The sequence below is a fragment of the Pseudomonas sp. P4_B3 genome, assembly GCF_056402295.1.
On record NZ_JBFUHR010000015.1, the window covers coordinates 109357 to 123218 of the forward strand.

Sequence of the window (13862 nt, forward strand, 5' to 3'; positions counted from 1 at the left end):
CTGCTAAAAAATGGTGCTTCAGAAGTACCGTTATGGCCCCATGATTTCAACAATTACGCAGGACTGAGCTGCGACAATTTATGACAGCACGTCTTTCCTAACTTTTCCCCGACCGCTAACGTCTATCCAACAATTCTTAAGTCAGCGCACGTCTATCCCATCCATGGCTTCACATGCCGAAGCTGTCATTTGATTGGCTGCTTGTGACGAGCGTACATCACTGCCGTGCCCCCTGATGTGCCTCTGGCCTGCAGCTCAAACGCCTGCGGGTAGCCTTTGATGAGATCGCTCAGTTTTTTGTAGCCATGAGTGCGTGGGTCAAACTCCGGACGTAGTTTCGTAATGTTCGCGCCCAGCGCGCCTAAATGTGCCCAGCCATCCTCGTCAGCAATGTCGTCCATGATCTTGGCGATGAAGCCCACCGGAGCTTTAGGCTTTTTGGAAGGCTCAGCAACTGCTGGTTTGGCCACATCAGGGGTCGCAGTGGAAGCGGTACTAGGCTCACCATTGGTGGGCGCAACGGCATCCTCACGGAGTAATTCGATGTAAATGAATTTGTCGCATGCGGCTACGAACGGCTTGGGTGTTTTCTCTTCGCCGAACCCGTAAACGGTCAAACCCTCTTCACGTAATCGAGAAGCCAATCGAGTGAAATCGCTGTCGCTCGATACTAGGCAAAATCCGTCGAAGCGGCGGGTGTATAGCAAGTCCATGGCATCGATGATAAGCGAGCTGTCAGTGGCATTTTTGCCTTTGGTATAGGCGAATTGCTGGATGGGCTGAATCGAGTGATCGAGCAGGACTTTCTTCCAACCGCCGAGATGGGGGCCAGTCCAGTCGCCGTAGATGCGCTTGACGCTGGCGACGCCGTACTTAGCAATTTCTTCAAACAGGCCTTCGACGATTGCTGCTGGGGCATTGTCGGCGTCGATCAGCACAGCGAGGCGCGTCTGAGCACTATTTGAGGTATGCGTGGCCATGGTTCATCCTTGAGTCAAAGCGTCACCATACCTGCAAACGAGAGACTAATCTTGGTTTCGGTCACTCGTATTCCCAGCAGTCGATCTGGCCTATAAAGCAGGCTGGGGCGATGGTTTCTCACCGTAGTGGAGAAACCACGGACAACTCTATTGCTGATCTGACAGTCGCGCTCGGAACCGGGCACCTCAAACCAGGTGCTCCCTATCAGGGGAGCGTCTGGAAAAGTACAATCAACTTTTACGGATTGGGAAATCTCTGGGGCAAGCAGCTGCTTACGCCGGCCATCAGGCTTTTGTACGCTGAAACTGGACACAGTGACCCCCTCTTTTGGCAGGTATCCATAAGCTGCGTCCGGGGCATTGTGGAACGGCGCCCAACTACGGCTGGGCGCCATTTGACTCAGCCAATGTGGTGACTCTCGGCAAGGCCATAGACGGATGTGTCGATACCTTCGAAGCGCGCTTTTAACTGCAGCGCCAGATACAGCGAATAATGCCGTGACTGATGCAGGTTGCCACCGTGGAACCAGAGGTTTTCCTGTTGTGTTGGCTTCCACATGTTCCGCAGTTCGCCCTCGTACGGGCCAGGATCATTCGTGGTTCCAGAACCCAAGCCCCAGCAGCGGCCGACCTTGTTAGCTACTTCCTGGGAAATCAGCTTCGCCGCCCAACCATTCATTGAGCCATAGCCCGTGGCGTAGACGATCAGATCTGCCGGGAGTCGGCTGCCATCGTTGAGTACGACGGCATCTGCTTCGATGCGTTCGACACCCAGGCCAGGCGCGCTCTTGAGCTTGATCGTGCCATTAGCGATCAGTTCGGATGCGCCGACGTCGATGTAGTAACCAGAACCACGGCGTACGTACTTCATAAACAGGCCAGACTCGTCGTCACCGAAATCGAGCATGAAGCCGGCCTTGGCCAAGCGCTCGTAGAAGTCCTTGTCACGCTCCTTGATCGCGTCAAAGATGGGTTGATGAAAGCTTGGCATGACTTTGTAGGGGATAGAGGCGAACAGCATGTCGGCCTTGTCCGTGGTCAAACCCGTCTCCAGGGCGTCTTCCGAGTAGAGCCCGCCGAAGACGAAATCCATTAAACTGTCGGAACGCACGATGTGGGTGCTCGAGCGTTGCACCATGGTCACCTCGGCACCGTTCTCCACTAGGTCGGCGCAGATATCGTGAGCCGAATTGTTCGCACCGATGACCACCGCGCGCTTGCCGCTCCAGGCGTCTCCGCCGGGATGGCGACTGGAATGATGCTGCTGGCCATGGAAAACCTCGGCACCCGGATAACTAGGAACATTGGGTACGCCTGACATGCCGGTAGCGAGGATCAACTGGGTAGGCTGTAGAGTCACACGCTCGCCATCGCGCTGCACTTCAACCTTCCAGGTGGCACTTTGCTCGTCAAAGCTGGCGCTCACGCATTCTGTACGCGGCCAATAATTGAGCTCCATGACTTTGGTGTACATTTCCAGCCAGTCGCCAATCTGGTCTTTTGGGGTGAAGACTGGCCAGTGATCGGGGAAGGGCAGGTAAGGCATATGGTCGTACCAGACAGGGTCGTGTAGGCACAGCGACTTGTAGCGACCGCGCCACTGATCGCCAGGACGCTCGGCTTTGTCGACGATCAGAGTTGGCACGCCCATTCGCTTGAGCCGCGCAGCGAGCCCCAGCCCACCCTGGCCGCCGCCCACAATCAGGCAGTAAGGTTGGGTGTTGATGCCTAGCGAAGCTTCTTCATCACGACGGCGCTCTAGCCAGTTGCGTTTGTCGGCATGGGCGTGACCATGATTGGCACCCATTGGACGACGGCGGCCGCTGGGTTCTTCAAAGCCTTTGAGCTCGCGCATGGTCGTCAGCAGCGTCCAGCACAGGCCCTCCTTTAGACGCACGTAGCCTTTACCTCGCGCCGCATTGGTTTCCAGGCTGATCCAACCTTCGAGCACACCGTTATTCAGCGTCGCCTCACCTTCCAGTTTCCATCGCTCAGGACGAGTCCGGTCGAGGCGTGTTTCGAGCATGTCTCGGATGGCAGGCTTGCCTTCCAAGGTCACTAAGTTCCAGCTGAAAAGTAGCAGGTCACGCCAGTGACACTCTTCGGCAAATAATTCCAGCGCACCGTCCAAATCACGTTGGGCGAGACGCTCGCCGAGGTTTTCGACCCAGGCCGCGAGTTGAGCAGTTGGCGTTTGCAGAGGTGTTTCGATAGCGATGTTCATGGAGCCTCTCCCGATCTTGTTGTTTTTGTAACAACTTGCCCTAGAGCAAGGCCCGGGCCATCTTCATGAAAGCCCCGTTGCAGAGCGGCTGCCACAGTAGTATTCAGGCTTTGACTCGGATCTATGTCACGATTTTGGGAACGGCGGATGACAGAGTGTCACGCGGCGCAAAGAGCGCTCGTTGCAGTCTTTTCATATAAGCTGCGAATAGCCCCGTGTCCTAACCGTAGCGGAGAACAAGAACAATGAAGCCGGCCTTGATCAACGCCCATGCACAACAAGTGCTACAAGCCGTGCAGGGCACTCCCGCCAGCCACGGCCATACTGCTGACCTGGCCATCACACGATCTTGGCGCCGGTGCCTGGATCAGCATCAGCTCGATCCCGCCAGCCGCCGCGCGCCTAATGTAGTTGAGCACCCACGCTTACAGGATCACCGCGCGCCACTGGAACACATCATCTCCGTGGCGCACTGGCAGATGAGCAGTTTGCACCAACAACTCGGGCGTGACGGCCACGTGGTGCTACTCACCGATGCCCGCGGTGTGGCGATTGACAGTGTGTTCAACGAAACCGAACGAGCCGAGTTCCAGCGTTCCGGACTGTGGCTCGGTTCGGTATGGAGCGAGGATTGCGAGGGTACCAACGGTGTCGGCACCTGCTTGGTCGAGCGACAGCACGTAACCATCCGTCGTGATGAACATTTCCGTGGTAAGCACGTCGGCTTAACGTGTTCGGCTAGCCCGATATTTGATGCGAACGGAGAGTTGCTTGCCGTGCTCAACCTCTCCTCTGTGCGGGAGGAACACAGTCTTCAGCAACGCTTCAAGGCCATGGCGTTGACCAACCTGTCAGCCAAGTTGATCGAGAGCTGTTTTTTCTTAGGGCATGATCCGCAGCGATACTTGCTGCGCTTCCACCCTGAGGCAGGCTTCGTTGGGCTGCTGGGTGAAGGTCTGCTCAGTTTCGACGAGAGTGCCCGTATCTGTTCAGTTAATGATGCTGCGCTGGATCTGCTGGGCCTCAGTCGTGACCAGGTGGTTGGGCAATCTCTGACGATGCTGCTGGAAACACCTATCGATCAGGTGATGAGTCAGGCCAGCTCTCAGCCGAGTGTCTGTTGGCCAATGCGGCTGGTGGACGGACGCCTGCTCTACGGACAGTTGCGAGAACCCTTACGCCAGGTGCCTTTAGTTACTCCTGCAATCCCCAAAATTAACGACGTGCACGTGTGTCTGGAAGACCCGCGCCTGCAACGCGGCTTTGCTCGCGCATTGCGTGTTTTGGAGCGTGACGTTCCGGTGTTTTTACAGGGCGAAACCGGTACCGGCAAAGAAGCTTTTGCTGCGGCGCTGCATCGTGCCAGCTCCAGAGCGAACCAGCCGTTTGTGGCGATCAATTGCGCGGCCATTCCAGAAACGCTGATCGAGAGCGAGCTGTTCGGCTATCGCGGCGGCAGCTTCACCGGCGCACGCAAGGACGGGATGATCGGTAAGCTGGAGCAGGCCCATGGCGGCATTCTATTTCTCGATGAGATCGCCGATATGCCACTGGCGTTACAGACTCGCCTGCTGCGTGTGCTGGAGGAGCGTCAGGTGGTGCCGCTAGGCGGCGCGACGGCACGTCCGCTCGACGTACGCCTTATCAGTGCCAGCCACCAGGATCTGCACGCCTGTGTGGCCGAAGGGCGTTTTCGCGAAGATCTTTTCTATCGAGTTGCAGGGTTCGCCGTGCAGCTCCCGCCGCTGCGCGAACGATCAGACAAGGGCAGTTTGCTCGACCTATTGCTGCGCGAGGAGACAGCAGGGGCAAGAGTTCGGCTGGAAGCGGGTGTCAGAGAGCGCTTGCTGGCGCAGCCTTGGCCAGGCAATGTTCGGCAGCTACGTACGTGTCTGCGCACACTGGTAGCGTTGGCTTTGGAGGGGCGTGTCATCCTGGACGATTTGGCGGAGTTGCTGCCGGCAGCGCCAGCGACAGCCGCGCTGGCCGAAAATCCGCTTGGAGTATCCGAGCGGCAGACGCTGCTAACGTTGATTGAGGCGGAACACTGGCATATCGCCCATGTTGCCGCCCGCCTAGGGATCAGCCGCAATACGCTCTATCGCAAACTGCGCCATCACGGTATTTCACGACCCGGTTGAATGCAGAATGACATCGTCGCGTTTCCTGCCTCTGTGGACTTGGACTGAGGCGATAGAGGTCGAGCAGGAGAGGGCGCTAATGCTAGAAGCAACCATGTGTTCGTGCACGACACGATGCCAGCTCCGTATGACACATATGTGGCCTTCATATGGGATTTAGCCAAGGTATTCTTGCCTCGCTGGTAGCTGATAAAGCGCCCACGCCAGTTTCCTAAAGTCGCTACTTCGGGCCAACTGGGCCCGGCTAAGCTTTTGGTGTTCCTGATGGAGGTACAGATGGCGTCCTTCTGGACGGTCATAAGTAGTACGGCCTGCCCATCCGAAATGCCCCTGGCGATTAAGCGCAGCACGCATTGAGCCATCACTCAATGCTCATGGGCATGTGAATGGATGGTCAGGGCACCAGGTACCTTGGTGCGTTCGAGCCCCCCACGCTCCAGCCACCGGAGGGTCTGCTCATAGGCGCGCTGCAGCAAAGACTCGGTCTGGTCAAAGTTGAACACCGAGACATCCACAGGGCACAAGGGCGGGACGATGTGTAGGCTGGTGAGAGTGCGGAAGTGTTCGATGTCACTCACCAACTGGCGCATGCTCATCAGGTTGACGGTATGTAGGGCTAAGGCGATCAAGCCTCGGGGCGGTTGTGGTAGGGCGCAACTCATTCCTGTAGGAACCACCACTACGTTGGTGGCGCCCAGGGCTACGGCAGTTGAAATAGGTGTATTGCTTGCCACGCCACCGTCAATCAGGAATTGATCGGCAATCTTTACGCAGGGGAATACCAGCGGGATGGCAGCGCTGGCCAGTAATGCCTGTCGGAGTTCGCCACTGGACAGAACGGTCTCGGCACCGCTCAGCAGGTTAGTGGTGACAATGTGCAGGGGCAACGCCGCATCCTCAATGCGGTGTATAGGCAGTGCCTGATCCAACAGTTGGTTCAAAGCCGCCGGCTGCAACAGAAAGCTACGCCGTTTGATCAGTCCTCTACAGGTATCGAGCCAGGACAGGGGAAAGATGTCTGTTTTACGTAGGCCCCGCCAAAAATTTGCGAGCGCCTCGACGCCTTCGGAATCGGGTCTTGCGGCAAAATAGGCACCGTTGATGGCACCCACCGAAGCGCCCACCACCATGTCGAATCGAATGTTGGCCTCGACCAAGGCCCGCAACATACCCACTTGGACAGCACCCAAGCTGCCGCCGCCAGCGAATACGATTGCGGTTTTGGTCGCCATGGTCGAAGTCTCTGTGCAGAAATGTATCGAATCAGTGTAGCTGGCGGGTCGGCGTTACTTCCGGGTGCTCGCCAAATGATCGAGACGTCGCAAGCTTGGAGTTCCGGACGATACTGAATCCCAATGGAAACGGGATCAATGCGCAACGGAGCGCGGTTCTACTGCGAGACTCCGTCCATAGGAATGAACGTCTATGACAACGAAGAGAAACTACGTCTCAAGAACACCTATCAGGCTCAAGAGGAAGCCGAGGTTGAGAGTCAGCGACTTAACCTGGAGCGCCTTCAAAACGTACTTTTGGAACGGGAAACCAGCCGGAGCCGGTGATTCAAAACCAGTTCGTGCAGCTGAAACATTGACGAAACATTCCGGCCATATGATTCGCACCACCGAAACCTAGGAGGGTTGGAGATGAATCGGCCATCAAGAAGCATGCGCAAACTGCTCGATGCTGTCGCCACCAACAATGAGAGCGCGGCGCTGGATGTGATGCGTGCGGCCGAGCAACTGCAAGACGAAGTGCTTCGCCAGCGGTTACTCAACCTGATTCATCGGCTCAACCAAGACGCCAATGAATTGCGAATGGCGCGGGACGATATCCAAGGCGGATCCATCAAGTTTGCGTGACGTCTTCACCGGCGGGCGAAGAAGTAGATACGCGCTCACGTCAAACCAGGGTCACGTTACCGAAACATCGGTGGACGTTTCTGACTCATTATCTCCAATAGATGGCATCGAGAAAGTCTGCAGTGTTTTGTAGGTACATATTCGCGAGCGCGCCTTCCGCTTGGAATGGCAGTTGCCCGTTAGAGTGTGGTGTCGGTCATGATATTGACACCTACATGAGGGAGGATGGTTTTAGAGTCATTGATCCGTGCGTGATTTGACTTACCTCGCCAAGGGACAGATTGAAGGCATCACTCATGGGCAGCCAGCACTCCACTGACGCGAATTTCAAAGACCTTAAACGACGGGCGACAGTCATCCTACGCCAGGATGAGCAAATCCTTTTTGTGCGCAAACGCAACGCCAAGTGGAATCTACCGGGTGGACGAGTCGAACAGGGCGAGACGCCTTTGCAAGCGGCCTTACGGGAGATGGCAGAGGAGACAGGATTGGCTATCGATCAAATCTCTTATGTCTGTGAGTACGAGGACGACAAGGTCATTCATTTTTTGTTCGAGGCCCGGCGGACGTTCAATCAGAAGCCTCGTGCCTGCAACGAGATTGATGATTGCCGCTGGTTCAGCGCAAAGGATTTGGACAAGCGTTCTGTTCAGGGGGCAATCAGGTCGTTGCTCAAACACTTCGCGTCTGACTCGGGCCATAACTTGGCAACTCACGCCGCTGGTTAGCGTCCACGTTGAACGAGTATCGAACCTGGGAGTGTCTACCAATGGGCAGCGACTATCGGATTGAATCTCAGCGACTTGAACAGGACTTTGCAGATGCCTACGCCGCGTTTCGCAAGCACATCGAATCCACGCCGTACCCCTCTAACGAGGATGATTGGGCTGAACATGATCGCTACCGCAATGCAGTAACCGTAGCGAGCGCGGCATGGAGCAGGTACTGCTTCGACAACCAGCACCTGCGCTGATGCGCTGCATCTGTACGGCACTTAGGCGTTTTCAGAGCCCTTATCCCTCAAAGCGAACGAACTGGATGCTGCCTCAATACGCCCTTGCAGCTGAGCAACATAGGCCTGCGCTTCTTCCAGGTTCTGAAATGACACAGCTTTGTCGTCGAGCCAGACCTTGCATCCGCTTCCTTGCTCATTCACTTCGATTTTGACATTCATTGGCAGAGTCCCTTTGCGTTTAGTGCGGCAGAGAGTAATGCATTTTGAAGACGTATCAAAATGAAACAGAGGCTCTAGATCAATGCTTTCAGTTGTTTTCAGTTTTATGTTGGTTTAGGCATCCAACAAGACATCATTGCACCTTCTGGCGTTCGCTACCTTCGCTTGGATACCGTCAAGGTACTGGGATTTCAGCTCTTTTGTTAACGGCCCCAGGATGGGGTTGGCTTTGAACCGGGCCAACAGATGCTCAATCACCCGATCTACCTTGGCGTAGGCAGCAGTGACGCTTGAAGGCACCAGCGGATCAAACTGAATCCCTTCCATCTCGATATCGAGTCGTTTCAACACGAGTTCGGCGTCCAGGATCTGGTGCCGTATTTCAGCCGGCGAGCATTGCATCGTCGACTTCCTTGTATTGCCGTAAGTACAGACACGCCTCTCGTTAACTGCAGTCGGGTGACGCAGTCAGGGCATGGCAGCCGCTGTCTTAAAAATGAAACAAAATTGTCGCGTAGAAATATTACTGAAATGTTTCAATCCTATGATCGAGGGGGATCTTTTTCAGGTTACCTCCCTCATGCGTCGAGCTGTGTTCAATCAAAAAGGGGGCGTTGGCAAATCCAGCATCGCCTGCAATCTCGCGGCTGTCAGCGCTGCTGAAGGCTACAGGACGTTGCTGGTGGATCTCGATCCCCAGGCTAACTCGACCCACTACCTGACGGGGCTGACAGGTGACGACATCCCCATGGGGATCGCTGATTTCTTCAAGCAAACCCTGTCCAGCGGCCCGGCCAGCAAGAGGAGTCGCGTGGCCATCACTGCTACCCGCTATGCCAATCTGCACCTGGTCACGGCCAGTCGCGAGCTTGCTGACCTGCAGTCAAAGCTTGAGTCCAAATTCAAGTTCAACAAGCTGCGTCGTTTGCTGGTAGAGCTTTCCGAAGATTACGAACGTATTTATATCGATACGCCGCCTTCCCTGAGTTTCTATACGTTCAGCGCATTGATCGCCGCCGACCGCGTGTTGATTCCGTTTGATTGCGACAGCTTCTCTCGACAGGCGCTCTACAGTGTCATCGCACAAGTGGCCGAGTTGCGAGCCGACCATAATGAGTCGTTGATCGTGGAAGGCGTGGTGGTCAACCAATTTGTGGCACGTGCCAGCTTGCACCAGATGCTGATCGACGAGTTGGTGGCCGAAGGCTTGCCCGTGTTACCGGATTACTTGAGCAGCACGGTCAAAATGCGTGAGTCCCATGAAACGTCGGTGCCCATGATCCATCTGGCGCCACGCCATAAGCTGTCATTGGAATTCGTCAGCCTGTTTTCCGCTTTGGAACGAGCCGGTTGATCGCAACAGCAAGGTTGAAAGTTCAGCGTCTGACGAGGGGATAGCGCGCCTTGGTTCCCCATCTGATTCCGTGCGCTGAACATAAAATTGAAATCGAAATGCCAGTACGATAGCTCGCGCGCAATCGCTAGCTCTTACTTCGAATCAACTCCTGTTTTCTTGGCCGCCTTTGGGACGGCCATTTTTTTGCCAGAGATTTTTGGATGCAGCATTTTCAGCTTCTGCATTTCATTTTCAGCTTGTTGAAGTTCTCCGACGGAAGCCTCCGCCCACAGGTGCTCCAGCGACTTAAGGTCAGGCTCAAGTTTTACCTTGAGGCACCACTGGAAATGGTCATGCCAGGATCCCAGTGCTGATTGCACCGCCTTCAAGGATTTCGCCGCCGTCGTCGACAGCGGGGACAATTCTGGGAATGCTTCGGTAAGGTAGCGAGTGCGCTTTACCAAAATTCTTAATTCGTGCCGGTCAAACTGCTCATCGTCCAAAGCGCGATGGAGCTTATCGATTTGCTTGGTCAGCGCCTTGACGATGACCTGTTTCATTACCCTTGAATCATTGCCTGGCGCTGATGCCCTGAATGCAAAAGGCCATTGATCCAAGGTTGCGAACAATCCATCCAACGCGGGATCATTGAGTATTTTTCGATAATCTGTTTTTAAGCGAGAACGCCTGGTGGCCGCCGCTTCAGGCATGCCCCGAAGCTCAAGTTCGCTGGCCATTACTTCCAGATCCCGCGTCGGTGTTGTCAGCCGACCCTGTCGATGAATGCCATCAGATTCGCCTGTGCCCACGTTCGTAATCAGTACAGAGCGTAGATCTTTACTGGGAGTCGGTGATGCAGATTGTTACTGCCATATTGCCGTAGTGAGTCAGAGTGTATCCATTACAATTTTTTGAGTGCATTGGTTGTTGAGTTTTACGATGGGCCACAAGATTTCTCTGGTACGAGGCTCACAATGCACATCGCCATCCTTACCTTTGAAGGTTTCAACGAACTTGATTCGCTCATCTCGTTCGGCATCCTCAACCGGGTTCAACAGCCAGGTTGGCGAGTGTCTATCGCCAGCCCCACGGACAAGGTGCTGTCGATGAACGGCCTGATGATCGAGGCGCAGATGTCGTTGGAGGACGCATGCGTCGCGGACGCTGTGCTGGTGGGTAGTGGGAGAATGACCCGGGACGTCGTCGCGAATGCCGCGCTAATGTCTCGCCTGAAACTTGATCCTGCGCGCCAACTCCTGGGCGCCCAGTGCTCGGGCACGCTCATACTTGCAAAGCTGGGCCTGCTGGACGAGGTTCCGGCCTGCACGGATCTGATCACCAGGCCATGGGTTGAAGAGGCCGGTGTGGCGGTACTCAATCAACCGTTCGTGGCCAAGGGCAATGTCGCAACCGCTGGCGGGTGCTTGTCGTCGCAGTATCTGTCCGCTTGGTTCATTTCACGTCTTGCAGGTGTGGAGGCCGCACGCAGTGCGCTTCATTACGTTGCCCCGGTAGGTGAGAAGGATATTTACATAACGCGTGCGATGGAGAATATTTCGCGGTTTCTTTAATGCGAGCAGTGACCGCTTCTGGCCGTTTTCTACCTGAAGCGACCGGCGGAAACCGACCCGAGCTGACGGCCAAATGCGGTCATTCCAGCTCTGTTTGCGCGAAACCTTGGAATTGGCCGACACGCCCTCATAACAATGGCTATACCCAACGTCCCCGAGAGGAAGGACAGACCATGACCAGACAAACCGAAACTGCCATTCTCGCCGGCGGCTGCTTCTGGGGCATGCAGGATCTGCTGCGGCGCTATCCCGGTGTGCTGCGCACTCGGGTCGGTTACACCGGCGGCGATGTGCCGAATGCCACCTACCGCAACCATGGCAATCACGCCGAAGCCATCGAGATCGTCTTCGACCCTGCCGTGATTAGCTACCGGCAGATCCTTGAGTTCTTCTTCCAGATACACGACCCCAGCACGCCAAATCGTCAGGGTAATGACCTAGGCCCTAGCTATCGCTCGGCGATCTACTATCTCAGCGAACAGCAACGTGACATCGCCGAGGACACCACAGCCGATGTCGATGCTTCACACCTGTGGCCAGGCCGAGTAGTCACCGAAATCGAACCGGCAGGGCCCTTTTGGGAAGCGGAACCGGAGCACCAGGATTACCTCGAACGTATACCGAATGGCTACACATGCCACTTCATCCGCCCGAACTGGAAGCTCCCCAAGCGCGCCTGAGAGTCGCGCTTGTTAGGCGCAGAGATGACCGCTTCTTGCCGTTAGACGCCAGTTGCGATGGGCCGGAAAACGACCAAAAATTGCCGATAAAGATCTGCAGATATCGGCCAAGAGTGGTCGAACCATGGATGGAAAACAAATCTTCCCTCTCAATTAACAAGACGGTGTCACTGACAGAATCTGTACGAACGCCGGCTGTACCAAGACAACATCCAGCCACAGCCACTAAACTGCGGGCTGGAGCTGGGTGAGGGGGAGGGTGTTGTATGTACATAGGTGAGCTTGCCAAGTTATCGGGGTGTACTCCCAAAGCCATTCGTTTGTATGAGCAGTTGGGCCTGCTGACCCCACAACGCCTTGGCAGTTATCGGCTGTACTCGGCCCATCACTTGACGCTGGTGCAAATGATTCGCACCGCCCAGGTGGTCGGGTTCAAACTGGGGGAGATGAGCGAGCTGCTGGCAGCCAAGCAACATCAGGCACCGTTTCCTCTGGCGCTGGCCAATCAGGGCATCGAGGTCAAGCGCTTAGAGCTGCAAGCGCAGATCTTGGCGTTGCAGAATCGGGAGCAGCAACTAACGCTGTTGCAACAACGTTTGCCTCGAACAGCGCGATAGCCGTCAGCTCGAAAATCCGCGCTTTCGCGCTAGCTTGGGCGAGCTTTTTGTCGGTCACCGTTTCGAACACCCAAGTCACCTTCAGCGTTTGAGCAAGGGCGTTCAAGTCAGTTGTGTGGGTGAGCCAGGTAAAGCCTTTGATTTCACCTTTTGCGGTTTCGCAGGCATCGGTAAGCGTTGTAACTAAACGGCGCTCGATCCGCGCAAGTTCACGTTTACCCAAGGGCATAGCGGGCTCCTTTGGAAAGGAAAAAATGGGAGGTACTTTGCACCGTCTTTAGGGAGAAAGCAGCAAAAGGACTCAATGAGTGACCTTTCCCTGAAAGTCAGGCGGCTCGAAAAGGTGTTTCTCTCCTTCATTTGCTTAGCATGGCGGAAGAGGGCTGTGATGATGCGTTGGTCGGAGTTGGACAGGCAGGCCGCCTGGCGTTGGAGTTTGTCCGAGAAGCAACCTTTGCACATGACGCAATTGAGATTGCTATAGAAAACGTACGTCGAGCCATACCTAACGCGCGCTTGATCGAGTCAGCTCTCGCTCCATGACTGACTGCAGGCACCATAGACTTCGCGGATGCCGAGCGTCCCGCCTCCCATTACCTGGTGGCGCTTGCGGGGCGAAGAGAGGAGAGGTGGTGTTCGAGTAATGTTGTGTTCGAATCGTCGTTTGCGGTGCCCACAAATAGAAAACCCCTGAAGCCATAAGGAATCAGGGGGTTTAGAAGTAATGGTGCCCAGAGACGGAATCGAACCGCCGACACGGGGATTTTCAATCCCCTGCTCTACCGACTGAGCTATCTGGGCCGCGGCGGAATTAAACGTTTTTTACGGCTGAGGCGTCAAGCACGAAATCAAAAAAAACCAATGAATACCTATGCTTACGATTTCCCGTAATGTGGAAAACTCAAAAACCGTGAGTTGGAGGTGGTTATCTGGCTCAGGTCATGAGCGAGTATGAAGTCACCCGTGCAAGGACTGGGTTCGAGGTGTCCCTTGGAAATGCTGGGCACGAGAGTAGAGACAGAAGCAGTCCTCTATCTGATCGGTCGACTAGAGAGGGGGAGGTGTTTGAGCTCCATCGCGCTGCACTTGGAAGCTGAGGCTGATTGTTACTATCGCACCTTCGGGCCGAAGAGGCCCGGCTCGACGTAACGCATCATCAAGCTGGAAAGCCGAGGTCGGAAACGAATGCTGTCTTCGACTTTATCGGTCAACTGGAGAGAGGAGTCGTCATTTGAGTTTCGTCATTCGCTTCATTCAAAAGAGACGCTGATCGTTTTATC

General features: G+C 55.3%; 15 protein-coding genes, 1 tRNA gene and 1 pseudogene. 9 read left to right on the forward strand and 8 right to left on the reverse strand.

Going from position 1 to position 13862, the window contains the following annotated elements:
• Positions 1–185 precede the first annotated feature (185 nt).
• Positions 186–980 (reverse strand): NYN domain-containing protein, encoded by a 795-nt coding sequence (locus AC1DWG_RS18805; protein ID WP_477788184.1) that lies wholly within the window; start codon positions 978–980, stop codon positions 186–188.
• A 110-nt stretch (positions 981–1090) separates the two neighbouring features.
• Between AC1DWG_RS18805 and AC1DWG_RS18810 the strand changes: the two are divergent.
• Positions 1091–1284 (forward strand): annotated as a pseudogene (locus tag AC1DWG_RS18810) (hypothetical protein).
• A gap of 96 nt (positions 1285–1380) precedes the next feature.
• Here AC1DWG_RS18810 and AC1DWG_RS18815 read toward each other — a convergent pair.
• Entirely contained in the window at positions 1381–3204 is a 1824-nt protein-coding gene (locus tag AC1DWG_RS18815; protein WP_477765031.1) for an NAD(P)-binding domain-containing protein, read from the reverse strand.
• 245 nt (positions 3205–3449) lie between these two features.
• On the opposite strand from AC1DWG_RS18815, the gene AC1DWG_RS18820 reads away from it, so the two are divergent.
• Positions 3450–5345 carry a sigma-54-dependent Fis family transcriptional regulator gene (locus AC1DWG_RS18820; RefSeq protein ID WP_477788185.1) on the forward strand — a complete coding sequence of 632 codons (1896 nt, stop codon included), beginning with the start codon at positions 3450–3452 and terminating at the stop codon, positions 5343–5345.
• Positions 5346–5710: 365 nt separating this feature from the next.
• Here AC1DWG_RS18820 and AC1DWG_RS18825 read toward each other — a convergent pair whose 3' ends face one another.
• The gene (locus tag AC1DWG_RS18825) at positions 5711–6577 is read right to left on the reverse strand and encodes a patatin-like phospholipase family protein (protein WP_477765029.1); all 867 of its coding nucleotides are present in this window, start codon (positions 6575–6577) and stop codon (positions 5711–5713) included.
• A 411-nt stretch (positions 6578–6988) separates the two neighbouring features.
• On the opposite strand from AC1DWG_RS18825, the gene AC1DWG_RS18830 reads away from it, so the two are divergent.
• The 3 genes from AC1DWG_RS18830 (at position 6989) to AC1DWG_RS18840 (ending at position 8177) form a co-directional block, all read left to right on the forward strand.
• Positions 6989–7204 (forward strand): hypothetical protein, encoded by a 216-nt coding sequence (locus tag AC1DWG_RS18830; protein ID WP_477765028.1) that lies wholly within the window; start codon positions 6989–6991, stop codon positions 7202–7204.
• Positions 7205–7500: 296 nt separating this feature from the next.
• Complete coding sequence (locus AC1DWG_RS18835; RefSeq protein ID WP_477788186.1) at positions 7501–7932, forward strand: NUDIX hydrolase; 432 nt, start codon at positions 7501–7503, stop codon at positions 7930–7932.
• Between the two features lie 41 nt (positions 7933–7973).
• Positions 7974–8177: a hypothetical protein gene (locus AC1DWG_RS18840; RefSeq protein WP_477765026.1), complete on the forward strand. Its 204-nt coding sequence runs from the start codon at positions 7974–7976 to the stop codon at positions 8175–8177.
• Between the two features lie 21 nt (positions 8178–8198).
• Here AC1DWG_RS18840 and AC1DWG_RS18845 read toward each other — a convergent pair whose 3' ends face one another.
• Together AC1DWG_RS18845 and AC1DWG_RS18850 are read right to left on the reverse strand one after the other, a co-directional pair.
• Positions 8199–8378 (reverse strand): hypothetical protein, encoded by a 180-nt coding sequence (locus AC1DWG_RS18845; protein WP_477765025.1) that lies wholly within the window; start codon positions 8376–8378, stop codon positions 8199–8201.
• 114 nt (positions 8379–8492) lie between these two features.
• The gene (locus tag AC1DWG_RS18850) at positions 8493–8780 is read right to left on the reverse strand and encodes a hypothetical protein (protein WP_477765024.1); all 288 of its coding nucleotides are present in this window, start codon (positions 8778–8780) and stop codon (positions 8493–8495) included.
• A gap of 178 nt (positions 8781–8958) precedes the next feature.
• Here AC1DWG_RS18850 and AC1DWG_RS18855 point away from each other — a divergent pair, with 178 nt between their 5' ends.
• A complete protein-coding gene (locus tag AC1DWG_RS18855; protein WP_477765069.1) occupies positions 8959–9732 on the forward strand; it encodes a ParA family protein in 774 nt (257 codons plus the stop codon).
• Between the two features lie 134 nt (positions 9733–9866).
• Here the strand turns inward: AC1DWG_RS18855 and AC1DWG_RS18860 are convergent, their stop codons facing one another.
• Positions 9867–10523: a CHAD domain-containing protein gene (locus tag AC1DWG_RS18860; protein WP_477765023.1), complete on the reverse strand. Its 657-nt coding sequence runs from the start codon at positions 10521–10523 to the stop codon at positions 9867–9869.
• Positions 10524–10688: 165 nt separating this feature from the next.
• Between AC1DWG_RS18860 and AC1DWG_RS18865 the strand changes: the two genes are divergently transcribed.
• From AC1DWG_RS18865 to AC1DWG_RS18875, 3 genes are all read left to right on the forward strand, one after another.
• Positions 10689–11285, forward strand: a complete 597-nt coding sequence (locus AC1DWG_RS18865) for a DJ-1/PfpI family protein (protein ID WP_477765022.1) — start codon at positions 10689–10691, stop codon at positions 11283–11285.
• A 173-nt stretch (positions 11286–11458) separates the two neighbouring features.
• Positions 11459–11965 (forward strand): peptide-methionine (S)-S-oxide reductase MsrA, encoded by a 507-nt coding sequence (gene msrA / locus AC1DWG_RS18870; RefSeq protein WP_477765021.1) that lies wholly within the window; start codon positions 11459–11461, stop codon positions 11963–11965.
• Between the two features lie 266 nt (positions 11966–12231).
• Positions 12232–12582: a MerR family transcriptional regulator gene (locus tag AC1DWG_RS18875; protein WP_477765020.1), complete on the forward strand. Its 351-nt coding sequence runs from the start codon at positions 12232–12234 to the stop codon at positions 12580–12582.
• Here the strand turns inward: AC1DWG_RS18875 and AC1DWG_RS18880 are convergent.
• Together AC1DWG_RS18880 and AC1DWG_RS18885 are read right to left on the reverse strand one after the other, a co-directional pair.
• On the reverse strand, positions 12485–12811 hold the full coding sequence (locus AC1DWG_RS18880; RefSeq protein ID WP_477765019.1) for a hypothetical protein: 327 nt from the start codon (positions 12809–12811) through the stop codon (positions 12485–12487). The genes AC1DWG_RS18875 and AC1DWG_RS18880 overlap by 98 nt on opposite strands.
• A gap of 496 nt (positions 12812–13307) precedes the next feature.
• A tRNA-Phe gene (locus AC1DWG_RS18885) sits at positions 13308–13383 on the reverse strand.
• Between the last annotated feature and the right edge of the window lie 479 nt (positions 13384–13862).